At 62.0% G+C, this 14587-nt stretch carries 19 protein-coding genes and 1 pseudogene; 2 read left to right on the top strand and 18 right to left on the bottom strand.

The window, feature by feature from the left end; all coding sequences use genetic code 11:
- Positions 1-11: 11 nt before the first annotated feature.
- The 3 genes and pseudogenes from ACREC7_RS01535 to ACREC7_RS01525 form a co-directional block, all read right to left on the bottom strand.
- Entirely contained in the window at positions 12-626 is a 615-nt protein-coding gene (locus tag ACREC7_RS01535) for a trypsin-like serine protease (RefSeq protein WP_431553924.1), read from the bottom strand.
- Positions 627-777: 151 nt separating this feature from the next.
- Positions 778-993: a hypothetical protein gene (locus ACREC7_RS01530; RefSeq protein ID WP_431553923.1), complete on the bottom strand. Its 216-nt coding sequence runs from the start codon at positions 991-993 to the stop codon at positions 778-780.
- Positions 994-1183: 190 nt separating this feature from the next.
- Positions 1184-1372, bottom strand: a pseudogene (locus tag ACREC7_RS01525) (hypothetical protein); the annotation flags it as partial.
- Between the two features lie 479 nt (positions 1373-1851).
- Here ACREC7_RS01525 and ACREC7_RS01520 point away from each other — a divergent pair.
- The gene (locus tag ACREC7_RS01520) at positions 1852-2184 is read left to right on the top strand and encodes a DUF6968 family protein (protein ID WP_431553922.1); all 333 of its coding nucleotides are present in this window, start codon (positions 1852-1854) and stop codon (positions 2182-2184) included.
- Between the two features lie 303 nt (positions 2185-2487).
- Here ACREC7_RS01520 and ACREC7_RS01515 read toward each other — a convergent pair whose 3' ends face one another.
- The 3 genes from ACREC7_RS01515 to ACREC7_RS01505 all read right to left on the bottom strand — a co-directional run bounded on the left by ACREC7_RS01515 (position 2488) and on the right by ACREC7_RS01505 (position 7739).
- Positions 2488-2814: a DUF4258 domain-containing protein gene (locus ACREC7_RS01515; RefSeq protein ID WP_431553921.1), complete on the bottom strand. Its 327-nt coding sequence runs from the start codon at positions 2812-2814 to the stop codon at positions 2488-2490.
- Positions 2815-2833: 19 nt separating this feature from the next.
- Complete coding sequence (gene uvrA / locus ACREC7_RS01510) at positions 2834-5875, bottom strand: excinuclease ABC subunit UvrA (protein ID WP_431553920.1); 3042 nt, start codon at positions 5873-5875, stop codon at positions 2834-2836.
- Between the two features lie 271 nt (positions 5876-6146).
- Positions 6147-7739 carry an ATP-dependent DNA helicase gene (locus ACREC7_RS01505; RefSeq protein ID WP_431553919.1) on the bottom strand — a complete coding sequence of 531 codons (1593 nt, stop codon included), beginning with the start codon at positions 7737-7739 and terminating at the stop codon, positions 6147-6149.
- Between the two features lie 311 nt (positions 7740-8050).
- Between ACREC7_RS01505 and ACREC7_RS01500 the strand changes: the two genes are divergently transcribed.
- Positions 8051-8647, top strand: a complete 597-nt coding sequence (locus ACREC7_RS01500) for a DUF2585 family protein (protein WP_431553918.1) — start codon at positions 8051-8053, stop codon at positions 8645-8647.
- Here ACREC7_RS01500 and ACREC7_RS01495 read toward each other — a convergent pair.
- From ACREC7_RS01495 to ACREC7_RS01440, 12 genes are all read right to left on the bottom strand, one after another.
- Positions 8618-8983 carry a hypothetical protein gene (locus tag ACREC7_RS01495; RefSeq protein ID WP_431553917.1) on the bottom strand — a complete coding sequence of 122 codons (366 nt, stop codon included), beginning with the start codon at positions 8981-8983 and terminating at the stop codon, positions 8618-8620. The two genes, ACREC7_RS01500 and ACREC7_RS01495, sit on opposite strands and share 30 nt — an antisense overlap.
- Complete coding sequence (locus tag ACREC7_RS01490) at positions 8984-9196, bottom strand: hypothetical protein (protein WP_431553916.1); 213 nt, start codon at positions 9194-9196, stop codon at positions 8984-8986.
- A 233-nt stretch (positions 9197-9429) separates the two neighbouring features.
- Positions 9430-9552 carry a hypothetical protein gene (locus ACREC7_RS01485; RefSeq protein WP_431553915.1) on the bottom strand — a complete coding sequence of 41 codons (123 nt, stop codon included), beginning with the start codon at positions 9550-9552 and terminating at the stop codon, positions 9430-9432.
- Positions 9549-9887 (bottom strand): hypothetical protein, encoded by a 339-nt coding sequence (locus ACREC7_RS01480; protein WP_431553914.1) that lies wholly within the window; start codon positions 9885-9887, stop codon positions 9549-9551. The genes ACREC7_RS01485 and ACREC7_RS01480 overlap by 4 nt, the downstream gene beginning before the upstream one ends.
- Positions 9887-10150 (bottom strand): hypothetical protein, encoded by a 264-nt coding sequence (locus tag ACREC7_RS01475; protein ID WP_431553913.1) that lies wholly within the window; start codon positions 10148-10150, stop codon positions 9887-9889. Before ACREC7_RS01475 ends, ACREC7_RS01480 begins: the two co-directional genes overlap by 1 nt.
- A 139-nt stretch (positions 10151-10289) precedes the next feature.
- The gene (locus tag ACREC7_RS01470; RefSeq protein WP_431553912.1) at positions 10290-10532 is read right to left on the bottom strand and encodes a helix-turn-helix domain-containing protein; all 243 of its coding nucleotides are present in this window, start codon (positions 10530-10532) and stop codon (positions 10290-10292) included.
- A 202-nt stretch (positions 10533-10734) separates the two neighbouring features.
- Complete coding sequence (locus ACREC7_RS01465) at positions 10735-10962, bottom strand: cold-shock protein (protein WP_431553911.1); 228 nt, start codon at positions 10960-10962, stop codon at positions 10735-10737.
- Positions 10963-11233: 271 nt separating this feature from the next.
- A complete protein-coding gene (locus ACREC7_RS01460; protein ID WP_431553910.1) occupies positions 11234-11752 on the bottom strand; it encodes a hypothetical protein in 519 nt (172 codons plus the stop codon).
- Positions 11742-12524, bottom strand: coding sequence for a hypothetical protein (locus ACREC7_RS01455; protein WP_431553909.1), 783 nt, complete (start codon positions 12522-12524; stop codon positions 11742-11744). Before ACREC7_RS01455 ends, ACREC7_RS01460 begins: the two co-directional genes overlap by 11 nt.
- Complete coding sequence (locus ACREC7_RS01450) at positions 12521-12886, bottom strand: hypothetical protein (protein ID WP_431553908.1); 366 nt, start codon at positions 12884-12886, stop codon at positions 12521-12523. The genes ACREC7_RS01455 and ACREC7_RS01450 overlap by 4 nt, the downstream gene beginning before the upstream one ends.
- Before the next feature lie 516 nt (positions 12887-13402).
- Positions 13403-13711 carry a hypothetical protein gene (locus ACREC7_RS01445; RefSeq protein ID WP_431553907.1) on the bottom strand — a complete coding sequence of 103 codons (309 nt, stop codon included), beginning with the start codon at positions 13709-13711 and terminating at the stop codon, positions 13403-13405.
- A gap of 11 nt (positions 13712-13722) precedes the next feature.
- Positions 13723-14556 (bottom strand): helix-turn-helix domain-containing protein, encoded by an 834-nt coding sequence (locus ACREC7_RS01440; protein ID WP_431553906.1) that lies wholly within the window; start codon positions 14554-14556, stop codon positions 13723-13725.
- Positions 14557-14587: the final 31 nt, after the last annotated feature.

The raw sequence follows: 14587 nt of genomic DNA, 5'->3' as shown, positions 1-14587 counted from the left end.
GCCCTGATGCTTCAGCCACCCTGGTCGCTTTGGAAAACACAGTGGCCGGCCGTCAGCACATGCTTGCCATCAATCAAACTGCCGGTGCAGCCAGCAGCTTTTCCGGCCGGGGTCTTTGGAAATTTGATCACCAACTTGACCACGCCCCGGAAAGGAAACGATGTCGTGGGAGTTTGCAGCACCCGGCTGTCGGTGCCGAAAACGTATGCCTGCATGAACCGTGGGGCTACGCCGGCGCGGCGCTTGTCGCCCCGCGGCAGGCTCGGATCGCCTTCGTCGCCTCCGGGATATAACTGACTTCGCGAGGCTGGCGGCGGGTCTGGCAAAGTGATCGTCTTGCCGGTTTGCCCATCCTGACAAACGCCGCGCTCGGCATCCTGTGCTTGCTGCGGGGTTCGGCTCCGCTTTTCAGGCGTGCCTTGCATTTCCGCCGGTTCGATAACCAGATCCTTGCGCTGGAGATCCTTATCGACCTTCGGCGAAAACGGACCCTCCTTGTCGCACGGCGAGAGAACCTTTGGTGAGCCGGCGCCCGCATCCCGGACTGCCGTTAGACCAAGACCCAAGACCGCGGCAAGACCCAACAGGACGGCTGCGGAGGTAGCGATAACAGAGTGCTTATTCATGGTGATCTCCTGAACTCAGATTTCTAACCTCACGCGAGTCTGCGCGAGGCAAGCTGAACTCAGTCTGAGGTCACCATTTAGTTCGCATTCATGAAAAGTCGGCAGGCTACGGCTGTGGACGCCGCCTCACTCCGCCGCCTGGGCGCGCCGACTAGCGTTTGCGCAGCATCTTCTTGGCGATGCCCTCGGCCGCCGTCCGCTCGCTCTCCAGCATGACCGGCTTGCTGCTCCACCCTGGCCGCGACGACGTGGGGCTGTAGGCGCCTGGCTTGCAGCGCGTCACCGGATGGGCGGCGATCTCTTTTGCGAGGCGAGCCGCTTCTTCTTCCCGCGTCTCACCGATCAAAACCCGCTTGCTGCGCGGCATGGCGTGGGGTCGCCTCGTGTTGTTCGAGCTCATCAGCATCTCCGAGAGAGTTGTCCGTCCTCCACCAACCGCCTGGAGGACGAGAGGTGGTTCGACTCAAGGAAGAGACCATAACGATCTAGCAGGGCAGGGGGCGAGTTGCACGCACCGCTTTGGTTGTGGCGGACGCGCGCTTGGACTAAACAGGGCGTCACTCCGCGGCCTGCGGGCGCTTGGCGGGCTTGGCCCCCCGCCGGCGGTCGAACACCTGCTTGAGGTATTGCCCGGTATAGCTCGCCTGGTTGGCGGCGATCTCCTCCGGCGTGCCGACCGCGACCACGTGGCCGCCGGCGTCGCCGCCTTCGGGGCCGAGATCGACGATCCAGTCTGCGGTCTTGATCGAGCTAAACATCTCCCCGAGGCGAACTTATCCCCGGTCATCCCGGCGCGACTATCCTGCATCGGATATTAACGTCAGCAGGAAGTGATGTCGTGCACGAAACAGATATTGTTTCCAGATTGCTCCGCTTGCGTTCTGCTATTCGGGCCAATCATGTGGAGACGAGCCTTCAACAACTGGTTCGCGTGATCCAGACGCATTTCGATCCCAATCAACCGCGGGTCCCGGCGGGCTCGCATGAGGGTGGGCAATGGGCCGGCACGGGCGGAGGCGGTTCGGCAACAGACGACTCAAATTCGTCCGGGACACTGCGAAGAATTTCGGCGGACCTGCAAGCGCGATGCTGGTCTCAATATCTGCAAGACGTTTTTCAATGCAGAATGGTCGGGCTGCGAGCCTGTTATGAACAGGCGTCTCTGCGCTATGCCAATTGCCTTGTCGAGCTGCCAATCCCGCCGCTCAACTATTGAGGTCCGACCATGATCATCGCGAGCCGCACGCTCACTCTCAAGGACCAAGCCCGGGACATCGCGATTCCCGTCGCCATTTTCGCTCCCAAGCATGAAGGCGATGCCTGGTCGTGCAGCTACGAAATCGATTGGCCTGAGGGCAAGGCGGCGACGACGGCCTGGGGTTTCGATTCAGTCCAGGCGCTGGTCGTCGCGCTGCAAATGATCGGCGCCGATGTCTATTCGAGCAGCTATCACAAATCCGGCAAGCTGATGCTCGAGGCGCCGGGCAATGGCTATGGCTTCCCGGTCGTTTCCAGCCTCCGAGACATGCTTGAAGGAGACGACGCGAAAGTCTTCTAGCAACCCGGATCGCTGGCCTGTCTGGCGTGGATGGTCGGGACCTTCGCCAGGGTTGGCGGCACTCGTCAGGCGTGCCGACGCCGAGAACGACTTATTCCGCGGCGACGGGTTTCAATTCGTAAACGCGACCGTGCTTCGCTGCCTCCGCCAGATCGCCTCGCCTAAGGGCCAAACGAACGGCATCCAACCGTTGTACGTCCTGAGGAGACAGGTAAGGAGACCAAGCCGTATCGTCCGCGATCAGTTCAACCTGGACTTCGGCTGCGTACTTTCCTTCGTGAACGAGCTTGGTTCTTGTTCGAGTCATCGTCTTGTCCGTCGCTTAAAATCGGTGTCCCACAAATCGGGATCGGGACGATAGGCTGTAACCAGGATGGCAGGGCGGCGTTCGCCCGCTGGCACGGCCCAAACTACATGAATGGGACGGCCGTCCGCATCGTGCTGCAAGGCGAGGACACTTGGGCCGCGGATCCGATCGCGATAGTCCTCCACCACCGTAGCGGCGGCAACTCCCGCGATGACGTCACTGGCAAGGATACCATCGTCTTCGAGCTCATTAAACCCATGATCGGAAACGAGATAGTCGCCGCCAAGAACGAGGGCTTGCATGCGGCGCAAAGTCTCGCTCATGTACGGAACCAGCGCATGATCACTCTGCCGCCGCTTGGGCTGCGCGTTTGGCCTTACCCCCACGGCGGCGGTCGAAGACCTGCTTGAGGTACTGGCCTGTGTAGCTCGCTTGGTTGGCGGCGAGCTCCTCAGGCGTGCCGACCGCGACCACGTGGCCGCCGGCGTCGCCGCCTTCGGGGCCGAGATCCACGATCCAGTCCGCGGTCTTGATCACCTCCAGATTGTGCTCGATCACGATCACCGTGTTGCCCTGGTCGACCAGCTCATGCAGCACGTCGAGCAGCTTCGCTACATCATGAAAATGGAGTCCGGTGGTCGGCTCATCCAGGATGTAGAGCGTGCGCCCGGTGGCGCGGCGCGACAGCTCCTTCGACAGCTTCACCCGCTGCGCCTCGCCGCCTGAGAGCGTCGTCGCCTGCTGGCCGACATGGATATAGCCGAGGCCGACGCGCTTCAGCGTCTCGAGCTTGTCGCGGATCGAGGGCACCGCCTTGAACAGGTCGGCGGCCTCCTCCACCGTCATGTCGAGCACATCGGCGATCGACTTGTCCTTGAACTTGATCTCCAGCGTCTCGCGGTCGTAGCGCTTGCCCTTGCACACGTCGCAGGTCACGTAGACGTCGGGCAGAAAATGCATCTCGATCTTGATCACGCCGTCGCCCTGGCAGGCCTCGCAGCGCCCGCCCTTGACGTTGAAGGAGAAGCGCCCCGGCTTGTAGCCGCGCACCTTGGCCTCGGGCAGCTCGGCGAACCATTCGCGGATGGGGGTGAAGGCCCCGGTATAGGTGGCGGGGTTGGAGCGCGGCGTGCGCCCGATCGGCGACTGGTCGATGTCGATGACCTTGTCGAGATGCTCAAGGCCTTCGACCGCGTCATGCTCGCCTGGATGCTCGCGGGCGTTGGTGAGCTTGCGCGCCACGGCGCGATACAGCGTCTCGATGAGGAAGGTCGACTTGCCGCCGCCCGACACGCCGGTGACCGCGGTGAACAGCCCGAGCGGAATGTCCACGGTGATGTTCTTGAGGTTGTTGGCGCGCGCGCCGACGACGGTGAGCCTGCGGCCGCGGGTGGGCTTGCGCCGCTCCTTCGGCATCGGAATCTGCTTGAAGCCGGTGAGATATTGCCCGGTGAGGCTCGAAGGGTTGGCCATCACCTGCTCCGGGCTGCCTTCCGCCACCACCTCGCCGCCATGGATGCCGGCGCCAGGGCCCATGTCCACCACGTGGTCTGCCGCTAGGATCGCCTCCTCGTCATGCTCAACCACGATGACGCTGTTGCCGAGATCGCGCAGGCGATCGAGCGTTTCCAGGAGGCGCGCATTGTCGCGCTGGTGCAGGCCGATGGAGGGCTCGTCGAGAACGTAGAGCACCCCGGTCAAGCCGGAGCCGATCTGCGAGGCGAGGCGGATGCGCTGGCTCTCGCCGCCTGACAGCGTTCCGCTCGCGCGTGCCAGCGTGAGGTAGTCCAAGCCCACGTCGTTGAGGAAGTTCAGCCGCTCGCGGATCTCCTTCAGGATGCGCTCGGCGATCTCGTTCTGCTTCGGCGTCAGTTTGGCGGGCAGCGTCGCGAACCAATGGCAGGCCTCGCGGATCGACATGTCGGAGACCTGGCCGATATGCAGGCGATCGATCTTCACCGCCAGCGCCTGCGGCTTGAGGCGATAGCCGGCGCAGGTCTCGCAAGGCTGGTCCGACTGGAAGCGCGACAGCTCGTCCCGCACCCAGGAGGATTCCGTCTCGCGCCAGCGCCGCTCGATATTGGTGATCACGCCCTCGAACGGCTTGGTGGTCGAGTAGTGACGGACGCCGTCATCGTAGGTGAAAATGATCTCGTCGTCGCCTGAGCCGTAGAGGATCACGTTGCGGAAGTCCTCGGGCAGAGACTTCCAAGGCTTGGTCATCGGCTGGCGGTAGGCGCGGGCAAGGCTCTCAAGCGTCTGCTGGTAATAGGGCGAGCTGGCGGACGTGCGCGCCCAGGGGGCGATGGCGCCGCGGTTGAGGCTCAGATTTTCGTCAGGCACCACGAGGTCGGGCTCGAAGAACAGCTCGGTGCCGAGCCCGTCGCAGGCGGGACAGGCGCCATAGGGGTTGTTGAAGGAGAACAGCCGCGGCTCGATCTCCTCGATGGTGAAGCCGGAGACCGGGCAGGCGAACTTCGCCGAGAAGATGATGCGGTTAGGTTCGCTCCCCCTCACCCTGTCCCTCTCCCCGCCGGGGAGAGGGGACGAGGTGGCGCCGCCGTCCTTCTCGCTATCGGACCCTGACATAGTGCTGGATCGGGCACGGCCCGACTCCCTCTCCCCTTGGGGGAGAGGGTTGGGGTGAGGGGGCTCAGGCGCACGGTCGGCGAACTCGACCACGGCGATGCCGTCAGAGAGAGCCAGCGCCGTCTCGAAGCTGTCGGCAAGCCGCGCGCTCATGTCGGGGCGCACCACCACGCGATCCACCACCACGTCGATGTCGTGCTTGAACTTCTTGTCCAGCGCAGGAGCTTCGCCGATCTCGTAGAATGTGCCGTCGATCTTGAGCCTCTGGAAGCCCTTCTTCTGCAGCTCGGCGAATTCCTTCCGGTACTCGCCCTTACGCCCGCGCGCGATCGGCGCCAAGAGATAGAGCCGGGTGCCCTCGGGCAGCGTCAGCACGCGATCGACCATCTGGGAAACCGTCTGGCTCTCGATGGGAAGCCCGGTCGCCGGCGAATAGGGCACGCCCACACGGGCGAACAGCAGCCGCATATAGTCGTAGATCTCGGTGACCGTGCCGACCGTGGAGCGCGGATTCCTGGAGGTCGTCTTCTGCTCGATGGAAATGGCCGGCGACAGGCCGTCGATATGGTCGACGTCCGGCTTCTGCATCATGTCGAGGAACTGGCGCGCATAGGCAGCGAGCGACTCGACGTAACGGCGCTGGCCCTCGGCATAGATGGTGTCGAAGGCGAGCGAGGATTTGCCGGAGCCGGAAAGCCCGGTGATCACCACGAGCTTTTCCCGGGGCAGGTCGAGGGAGATGTTCTTGAGGTTGTGCTCCCGCGCGCCGCGGATCGAGATGAATTTGGAGGTCATTACCCTAGCAATGTCGGGGTGGAAGGCCCATTCAACAAGCCCCGCAAAGGCTTAGTCCCCAGGAGCTTCGGCGGCAAGAGGAGGGGTGCCGTCGCGGGCTGGCGTCGTTTCATACCTCCCCCTTGTGGGGAGGTCCGGCGACGCCAAGCGTCGCCGGGGTGGGGGCGCTGCATCCCCCACCCGACGCGCCAAAACGACCTGGCTTCGCCTGGCCGGGCGCGTCACCCTCCCCGCGTTGGGGGAGGGATGGCGCCGTGCCGGGTTCACCGCCCTAAAGTAGTCCGAGCTTCTTGAGGCGCGAACGGATGGCACCGGGCTTGCGGCCGAACGCGGCGGCGATTGTCTCGACCCTCTCGCCGGCCTCATGGCGGCGTCTGAGATCCAGGTCGTCCGCGCTAGTCCAGGGCGCATAGGCCTTGGCGTGGGTCGCGCGGATGGCATCGAGTGCGGAACCTTGCGGCGTCCACGGCATGCGCGGCCTTGCCGGCTCCAAGCCCGCCGTCCGGGCGGGGCTGACGGCGCTTGCAGCGACGAAGTCCTGTTGCTTCTGGGCGATGGAAGCAGCGTCGGGCCGGGGTGCCGCAGCCGACGCCGCGCGGAACTCGGCGTCCTTCTCCACCGCCAGCGGATGCACGCGCAGCGCCCGCTCGTTCAGGCCGAGAAGGTGCAAGCCCGAGAGGCTCCGCAAGCGCGACAGCGCTACGTAACCCTGGCCATATTCGAAGGCGCGTGACAGGTCGATCACCGCCGCGTCGAGCGACATGCCCTGGCTCTTATGCACGGTCATGGCCCAGGCGAGCCTGAGCGGCACCTGAGTGATGCTCGCGCGCTCCTTGCCGTTCTCATCGATCTTCCATTTCGAGGGTTCGGCCAGAATGCGCTTGGCGCCGCGCGTCCGCACCATCGGATAGCCGTCTTCGGCATCGAAATCGTCGACGACCCCGAGCGTGCCGTTCACATAGCGGCCGGCGGGATCGTTCTTGGTGAACATCACCACCGCGCCCTGTTTCAGCTCGAGCCTTTCCGGCGACAGGCAGCCGCGCTGCAGCGTGCGCACGAACGCCTCCGGTCCCTTGGCGACCATGGCGAAGATGTGCGCCTTGCCGGCGAGCTTCGCCAATTGCTGCCGGTTGATGTCGTCGACGGCGGCGTTGTGGGTGAAGAGGCGCGTGCAGGCAGCGGGGAGCTGATCGCGGCCGATCAGCCGCGAAGCGAGGCGATCGCGATGCGGGCCGACGCAAGCGTTGGCGCGGATGGCGGCGAGCACGTCGAGAAACGCGGCATCGCTTTGCCGGTGCTGCTCGGAAAGATAGCAGACGGTCGGCGCAAGGTCCCTCCAGGCTTGCGAAGTATGGGCGAACTCCGCGCCAAACCCGTCCGTCTCGCCGGCAAGCGGCAGCATGGCGTCCTCGTAGCGGTCCCGGCGCACCACCGGAGGAAGCTGGAAGAAATCGCCAACCAGCACGACCTGCATGCCGCCGAACGGCGCTTGCGATCCCCTGATATGGCGGCAGACCGCATCGACCAGGCTCAGAGCGCGCGCCGGCAGCATCGAGATCTCATCGATGATGAGCACCTTGGTCTTCTCGATGCGGGCGGCGAGACGGCGGTTGGCGGCCAGTACATCGAGATCCCGGCGGGTGAGGGTTTCGCGCACGCCGATGCCGCTCCAAGCGTGGATGGTGACGCCGTAGCCGTGCGTAGCGGCGATGCCGGTCGAGGCGGTATAAGCGTATCCGATGCTTTGCCGCTGCAGCTCGCGGACATAGCGATTGACGGTGTGGGTCTTGCCGCTGCCGGGCTGGCCGGTCAGGAAGATGCTCGCCCCTGTCTTGAGCAGGGCAAGCGCCTCGTCTTGGGTCATGCGATCTACGACGCTTTCTTGAGGGCCCCCGAAATCACCCTGTATCCCCTCCATTGATATCATGCTGGCGGTAAGTGGCACCTACCTGACGTGATAGATAAGCCGCTTTATGTCGCGCGTTCCCGCGCGAGCTGGATACCGGCTTTCGCCGGTATGACGGAGTTGGTATTGCCGCCGAACTCAGCCACAGGCGTCATTCCGGCGCACGCCGGAATCCAGTGCGCGCAGCGCAAATTAAGGAGAACAGCCTTCAGCGGCACCCCAAGGAGTCGGATGACGCGCCGCCGAATCTTAGCCTAGATGTCGATCGAATGAAGCTCACCCGCACCCAGGTCATCATCGCCGTCGTCGGCCTCATCGCGCTCCAGGCGGCAATCCTCATGGCCATGGGCCGCGAGCCGATCTGCAAATGCGGCTATGTGAAGCTGTGGCACGGCGTGGTGATGTCGAGCGAGAACTCCCAGCACCTCTCGGACTGGTACTCGCCCTCGCACATCATCCACGGCTTCATCTTCTATGGCGCGCTTTGGCTCCTCTCGCGTTGGGTGCCGATGTCCTTCGGCACCCGGCTGATCCTGGCAGTGGCCATCGAGGCCTCATGGGAGGTGATCGAGAACACCGACTGGCTGATCAACCGCTACCGCGGCGCCACCGTATCGCTCGACTATTACGGCGACAGCGTCATCAACTCGGTGGCCGACACACTGTTTATGATCTTCGGCTTCTTTTTGGCGCGCTGGTGGCCGGTCTGGCTCACAATTGCCGTGGCGATCGCGCTCGAACTCGCCGTCGGATACATGATCCGTAGTCAATGGGTGTTGAAGTCGTTGTTTCCCAATGGGTTGAGGGATGGAAGATTCAGCGAACCTGAGTGTTACTCACGTTCCATGTCCCGTTTGGGTGGGTGAACCCTTTGGCTTTCTGCGCTTTACCGGGATGTGATCAGGTAAGCCTTCGACGTATTCGCATCGGTTGAGAACCACCGTCTGAGATGGCGGCCACCCCATGCTCCAATACATGTGAGCGCCGAACGGCAGGTAGGTGAAGCGCGATCCTGTCGCCTTGAAGCGCAGCCTCATGCCCGCCTCTCGAACGTAGACCACCGCTACCTCGAACATCTCGACGACCTCGGGCGCATCCTTTTTGCGGTTGACCGAAGTGTACTCATGAGGCCACTGCGGCATCGTCTTGGCGTAAACCCACACCCGCGACTGCACCCAAAGCCCGAACCATCTTTGATCCATTCAGCTCCTCGTTTTCCAGCCAGCCCACAGGTGGCCTTTCAGGCGGTGCGGCAACAACAGGTACAGCTCGGCATCGAGCAGGATCTCGCCGCGCCAATGGCGCATGTTCTCGAGCAGGCCAGACACCCACGGCTCGCCCGTGACGACTAGCTCGCCGCCCAGGCCAAGCTCGACATCGGCGACGTGTCGATCGAGCCAAAAGATCGCCAGCATGTGCCCTCCAAAGGAAAGGCGGGCCGAGTCTCAGGGTGAAACTCGACCCGCCTCCGGGGGCAGCAGGGAGTGTGTGAGGGCTCTGCTGCCCGAAACTGCGGGGCAGGATAGCGTCGGCTCCAACGATGAACCTCTGTGCGAGCGACTGCCGATCCTGCCCCTCCCTCAGCCGGGTACGCGGTCCACCGACAGCCACTACTACGGCCTTGGTGCGAACCATCCCGGCCTCCCCGCTAGTATTGCTCTGGCCTCCCCTCCCTGATCTCGTCCTCGAACTGGAGGGCCAAGACCCCAAGGGCTCCGATCGCCATTCCAATCAGGAGCGCGATCACGGCGACGATGACGGTGATCATCAAGAAGCCTTCCGACCGAACAGGCCCTTACGCTTCGCCGCAGGCTTCTTCTCCTTCGCCGGCTTCTTCGCCTTCACCACCTCAGGCTCGGCGCGATCTTCCTCGCGGGCCTGCTCGACACTGCGAGCGAGCTGATCCTTGACCTCGATCTGGACGCCACCAGCGGCAATGTCAGGCCGCGCAAATGGTTCGACGCCACTCAGGCGACGGTGCCGGTTGACGAAGCCTCTCTGCGCCGGGGCCAGAGTGGCAAACTCCTCGGCGGTCATGGCGAGCGCAATGCTGCCGGTGATGATCGGGTAGCCGAGCTTGTGTGTCTTTGCCTGTTCGAGGGCCATTACTGCGCCCTCCCCAAACCAGGCACGTCGAACGGACGGCCACAGAAAACGAACTGAGCGCCGCTATGATCGGCGATCACTTTGAGCGCGGCGGCGTAGCTGCACGCACTCAGCGCGGAGTTGAACATCGACTCCTGGAGATGCGGCGGGAAGCCCTGCTCGCGCATCCACGCGGTGACGGTGGCAAGCACGGCAAAAATATTGCCCTGGTCGCCATGCAAATCGACGACGAGCGCAGACGTGACTATGATGGAAGAAGCCATATCGAAACCCCTCTTGTTTCGGTTTGGTGAGACCTGGCCGGTGGGTGGTGCAAACACTCACCGGTCGGGCAGCTGCCGATCCGACAGCTAGTAGGAAGCCTGCCACATCCTGTCGGATTTGTCAAACAAAATCAACGTGTTACGGCGTCCGACGACGATACGGCTTCACCCAATTGCCGTCAGGCATGAGCAGCTCGTTCGGAGAGACATTCAAAGCCTTGCACATCAGCAGCAGCGCGGTGACGTTGGGCAAGCAATCACCTCTTTCGTAATTGCCCAGGGCATCACGGCTCAGACCCATGTCCTCAGCAGCGGTGACGTGGCTCGAATAGCGGCGCTTGCGGACAGTGCGAAGATGTTCATTGAACAGACGACGTTTCATAATATTTCCCGTCAATCAAAAGCCCGCGCGTGAGAGCATCGGGGACGCCGTGTGTGATTCACGACGCCCCCGGAGCGCCAGGCGGGGGAAGTACGCTGACCCCGCAGTCGCATCTGAAAGGGTGGCGAGGAGGCCGGGCCAATGACTAGTGAGCGACCACCTCGCCTTGCAGGGAGGGCTGTCACCCCAACCCTCACCGCAATCATCCGTCAACAACATCGCCGTCACTCGGAATACGCACCTGCTTGGCTGCGGTACGAATGCCGTCCTTGGCCTTGCCGATCTCGAAGGCGAGCTGGTCACCCTCACCAAGGGTGCGAGGATCGAGATCGACGCAGTCTGTGACATGGAAAAAAATATCCTCGCCCGGCTTGATGGTGAGGAAGCCCCAGCCCTTGTCCTGGCGGTAGAACTTCAGCGAGCCAATCATCGCAGCGCAGCCCTCATCATCTCGGAGACCTGCAAGTCCTGCTGAGCTTGGCGCACCTCGCCGACAGCTCGGGCCAGGATTTGGTCGGTCTTCCGGCAGGGAAACCTCGCCAACGCATTTCGGTAAAGCTCGAGCCGGTCACGAGCCTGATCCAGGCGTCGTGTGGCGGAGTGGTGATCCGCTTCTACTCGAAGCCTACGGGCTTGTTTGGGTGGAACTTCTTGTGCCCAGGTCGAATAGCTAGACATGGTGACTCCCGTTGCTAGGCACGTCACTTGATGATTCCGAGTTTTAGTTCAGCGAGTTTCTTGGCGTAGATCCCGACCACTTTCGGCACCGCAGGCTCAGGCCGAAACGGCTTGCTCTCCTCGAGCATGAGCCAGCCCTGGACGGCATCGATCACCGACACGGGACCTTCTGGTGAGGCCACCATCACAGGTAGTTCGGGATCGACAACGGTGAGCGGTGCAAGCGCATAGACGATGTTCTTCTGCGCGACATCGCGCAGGTCTTCGGGGATGCGGAGTTTGCGGATCGCGGATTCGACCTCTCGACGGAACAGCACTCTCGTCCAGGTGCGCCTGGTGTCGTCATCCTTGTCGCGGACACGCGCTTCGATACTCTGCTCGGTGTCGATCATCTCGCGCTCAAGCTTCATCAACAGGCGACCGTGCTCGACCTTTACTTCCCGACCGAAGTTGCTCAGCCTGAAGCCATCGCCATCGCGTTCGTAAAACGACGCAAGCTCACCTGGATCGTCGGTGGTGTCGGGCATGAGTTCAGTCATCATTGGACTCCAATTTCTGTCTGGCTGCTTCCGTCTCAAGCTCCTGAGCCTCGGCGAGGATCGCGGCTGGATCTTTCGCCACCGCATCCACCATGCCGAAGAACGAACCTGCGGCACGATCAAACCCCTCCACCGCCGACTTCAACCGCGAGAGCCTTTCGGTCTGCTCTGGGAAATTCTTCCGCTGCCAGGAAGCAATGCGGGCATCGCGCTCAGCCTGACTCAAGCCGCTCACCCACGCAGGCGCACCAGCCAGCGCAGCAACGGTGTCGTTGTCGATCAGCTTTTCTGCCGTGACCTTCAACCGATCCTCTGCCGACATCATCGATAGGCGCTGACGCAGCTCACTATGCATTTGAGCTTCCGCTGCATCCCTCGGCCGCGGTGGCTGTATCTGACCTTCGATCTCGCTGATAGAGACGCGGGCCTGGTGTCTGGCACCGTCGAGTTTGGTGGATAGACTGTCTGCTACTTTCAACGCAGACCGCTTGATTTGTAAGGCTTTCTGCGCCTGGGTGAGGGTTTGATCCGCCTCCAGTTTTGCTGAAAATGTCTGGAGGACGTGAGCTTTGGCGTGAGTATTGGTGATGGTCTCAGCGAGCCTCTCAATCACCTCATCCTTACCCTGACCACCACGCACCTTGGGTAGATGCTTGCTGACAGCGCGAGGATCGAGGGACAGTGGTATGGCGAGCCGCGGCTGCGGTACCGCCGCTTCCTTCACGGGATGGTGAAGGTCAGCACCGCTATGGATGATGCGGATATTCTTGGTCATGTGTTTCGAAGCCTCAATCCAGCCCGCGATGCGCGCGTTACCCCGGCGGTGACTACGCCACCGCTACCCTCGACGAAGTGATGATGAATGACCTCAACATCGACTGAGTCACTGCCATCGTCGGCGACGACTTGGCCTCTCTCGCCTGATTGGAGCTCGACGATGGTGCCGACTGGATACGACAACGGCGGGAACAAGACCTCGACATCGCCATCGGAAACGAGCGCGCTATCCAGGGCACCGGGGACGCCATCTTGCCGACAGATGCGCAAACGCGTGACGCCGTCATGGCCAAGCTCGTGCGCCCACACGACGAAGCGCTTGCCGTTGAAGCGAACTAGGCTGCCGATAGCGGTGGTCATGCCGACCTCCGACGCAGGCAGTCGGGCAGTTTGGGCATGCCATCGTCGTGGTATTCGAGCGGGTAGTCGCCTTGGATCGCCCCCGGGGTGCTGCCATCGGGATTGCTGCCGATGAGAGGATCGATCACTCGCTCGGGGTAGATGTAGGGTTTAAGACCGTCAGAGGAGTCACTGGAAGCGTTTCTAGCCGTGACATGAGGGTTGGAGGTGGTTGACAGGGGTGGGACCGTGTCACGGTGCGCACGCTGTCTACAGGTGTCTCCGCAATAGCGACGACGAAGGTTGGACCCGAGAAGCTCCTCACCGCAAAAAGAGCAGACACGGACCGGAAGATCGAGCACGTCACCTTCACCACGATGCGCTCATCGACGCCGGGCCGATACGGCGGTGAACTGAATCGGTATGAGTCAACGGGCGATGGAATGCAAGTTGCTGGTCGTCCAGCACCGTCCAGCGGTATGAAAAAAGTTTTCTGTGTGAGTGGGTGCGTGGGCATGTCGCCTACTTGGCGTTGGACTACTTGGTTTCCTTGGTGGTGATGGGGGACTTGGTGTCTGCCTTGGTGCTGGCTTTGACCTTCACGGCCTTGGCCCGGATTGCTCGCACCTGAGACTTGTTCGTGCGCGGCGGTGAGTTCTTGCCGAGATTGACAGCGGCGATCTCAATGTTGATGCGGTCTTTTTCGCCGAAGATAAAGCGTCGAAGCGCAGTCGACACCAGATTGGTGACACTTTCCCCGCGATCCTCGGCGATCTCTTTTAGCGCCCGAAGCTCCTTGGGATGGAGCTCGATCTTAACGATGGTCGTTTGGTCGCGTTCGTTCATCGGTAGTCCTTTCAAAAGCCCCGCACGGGCAAGTCTTCGATCTCGCTTTCGGGAATGTAGTTGGCGGCTCCCACTAGCAGCGCGGGAAGGCCGTTGATGGTCTCCTGCCTGTCGTAAATCTCGCCGTTCCGTCTGAAGTACCGCTTCTTGCCGGCATTGGGATTGTGCTGCTTCTGATAGCCCTGGTGATCGAGACACCATTTGCGCCACGCCTCATCCCAATTCGCAAACTTGCTGCCTTTGGCTCGGTGATGAGCCTTAAAGCGAGCGAACTGATCTTTTGCCATGATGGGGTTGATCCCGATCTCCGCAGCTATCTCGATCTGTTTCTTGGCGATCTTCGCGTCAGCGGAAATGAGAGTGGAGCGCGAACGCGCTCTCTCACTGGGTGTTTCACTGGGTGATTCACCAGGGTAATTGCGAGTATCGCTGGCGATACGGTTTTGTGCGCCTGGCGATACGGTTTCAGATCGCTGGCGATACGGTTTCTCACTTGAAAGGGTATCGCTGATGATACCGTTTCCATCACTAAAGGGTATCGCTGGCGATATGGTTAGATCGAAGAGATATTCATTGCGACGGTTGCGACCGCCAGTGTTCTTCTCGAACTCGACGTGACCAAAGGCCTTCATCCTCGACACAGCGCGCTTTGCCGTGTTCTCGGTGACACCAGCCTTCTCCGCCAGCTGCGGATAGCTCGGGAAGCACCTGCCGGTTTGGGTGTTGTGAAAGTAGAGAAGGAGGGTGGCTCCAATCACACGCTCGGCATGGGTGAGGCGCAGGTCGGTGACAATGGCGGCGCCACGCTTCACCTTAACTACCAGCGACCCGTCTTTTTTTGCCATCTCTCGTCTCCATCCTGCTTGACCTGGGAGG

Source organism: Methyloceanibacter sp., from assembly GCF_050728395.1.
Classification (GTDB): domain Bacteria; phylum Pseudomonadota; class Alphaproteobacteria; order Rhizobiales; family Methyloligellaceae; genus Methyloceanibacter.
The sequence above is the reverse complement of the archived record's forward strand: the minus strand, read 5'-3'. Positions and strand labels throughout refer to the sequence as shown.

Coding starts and splice junctions, on each gene's coding strand:
- ACREC7_RS01535 (WP_431553924.1), bottom strand. CDS start 626: ATGAATAAGCACTCTGTTATCGCTACCTCCGCAGCCGTCCTGTTGGGT.
- ACREC7_RS01530 (WP_431553923.1), bottom strand. CDS start 993: ATGCCGCGCAGCAAGCGGGTTTTGATCGGTGAGACGCGGGAAGAAGAA.
- ACREC7_RS01520 (WP_431553922.1), top strand. CDS start 1,852: ATGATCATCGCGAGCCGCACGCTCACTCTCAAGGACCAAGCCCGGGAC.
- ACREC7_RS01515 (WP_431553921.1), bottom strand. CDS start 2,814: ATGAGCGAGACTTTGCGCCGCATGCAAGCCCTCGTTCTTGGCGGCGAC.
- uvrA (WP_431553920.1), bottom strand. CDS start 5,875: ATGACCTCCAAATTCATCTCGATCCGCGGCGCGCGGGAGCACAACCTC.
- ACREC7_RS01505 (WP_431553919.1), bottom strand. CDS start 7,739: ATGACCCAAGACGAGGCGCTTGCCCTGCTCAAGACAGGGGCGAGCATC.
- ACREC7_RS01500 (WP_431553918.1), top strand. CDS start 8,051: ATGAAGCTCACCCGCACCCAGGTCATCATCGCCGTCGTCGGCCTCATC.
- ACREC7_RS01495 (WP_431553917.1), bottom strand. CDS start 8,983: ATGGATCAAAGATGGTTCGGGCTTTGGGTGCAGTCGCGGGTGTGGGTT.
- ACREC7_RS01490 (WP_431553916.1), bottom strand. CDS start 9,196: ATGCTGGCGATCTTTTGGCTCGATCGACACGTCGCCGATGTCGAGCTT.
- ACREC7_RS01480 (WP_431553914.1), bottom strand. CDS start 9,887: ATGGCCCTCGAACAGGCAAAGACACACAAGCTCGGCTACCCGATCATC.
- ACREC7_RS01475 (WP_431553913.1), bottom strand. CDS start 10,150: ATGGCTTCTTCCATCATAGTCACGTCTGCGCTCGTCGTCGATTTGCAT.
- ACREC7_RS01470 (WP_431553912.1), bottom strand. CDS start 10,532: ATGAAACGTCGTCTGTTCAATGAACATCTTCGCACTGTCCGCAAGCGC.
- ACREC7_RS01465 (WP_431553911.1), bottom strand. CDS start 10,962: ATGATTGGCTCGCTGAAGTTCTACCGCCAGGACAAGGGCTGGGGCTTC.
- ACREC7_RS01460 (WP_431553910.1), bottom strand. CDS start 11,752: ATGATGACTGAACTCATGCCCGACACCACCGACGATCCAGGTGAGCTT.
- ACREC7_RS01455 (WP_431553909.1), bottom strand. CDS start 12,524: ATGACCAAGAATATCCGCATCATCCATAGCGGTGCTGACCTTCACCAT.
- ACREC7_RS01450 (WP_431553908.1), bottom strand. CDS start 12,886: ATGACCACCGCTATCGGCAGCCTAGTTCGCTTCAACGGCAAGCGCTTC.
- ACREC7_RS01445 (WP_431553907.1), bottom strand. CDS start 13,711: ATGAACGAACGCGACCAAACGACCATCGTTAAGATCGAGCTCCATCCC.
- ACREC7_RS01440 (WP_431553906.1), bottom strand. CDS start 14,556: ATGGCAAAAAAAGACGGGTCGCTGGTAGTTAAGGTGAAGCGTGGCGCC.